General features: G+C 61.0%; 1 protein-coding gene. It reads left to right on the top strand.

The genetic code is table 11. The features are described 5' to 3' along the window. Window positions 1–249 (top strand): RNB domain-containing ribonuclease (locus tag R0J92_RS25250; RefSeq protein ID WP_411053707.1); only part of this gene is annotated, 249 nt, incomplete at both ends.

The following is a 249-nucleotide window of genomic DNA, read 5'->3' as shown; positions in this document are numbered from 1 at the left end:
ACGATGGATGGCCGCGAAGACTGGCGCGATATTCCACTTCTCACCATCGATCCGGCGGATGCCAAGGATCATGATGATGCTGTTTACGCCGAGCCTGACCAGGACCCCGAGAATCCGGGAGGCCAGATCGTCATTGTGGCTATAGCGGACGTCGCCGCCTATGTCCGTGCCGATTCTGCGCTCGACCGCGAAGCCCAAAAACGCGGTAACTCGGTCTACTTCCCGGACCGCGTCGTGCCGATGCTGCCC

This window comes from Tritonibacter sp. SIMBA_163 (genome assembly GCF_046535935.1).
In the GTDB taxonomy this organism is placed as follows: domain Bacteria; phylum Pseudomonadota; class Alphaproteobacteria; order Rhodobacterales; family Rhodobacteraceae; genus Epibacterium; species Epibacterium scottomollicae.
The sequence above is the reverse complement of the archived record's forward strand: the minus strand, read 5'-3'. Positions and strand labels throughout refer to the sequence as shown.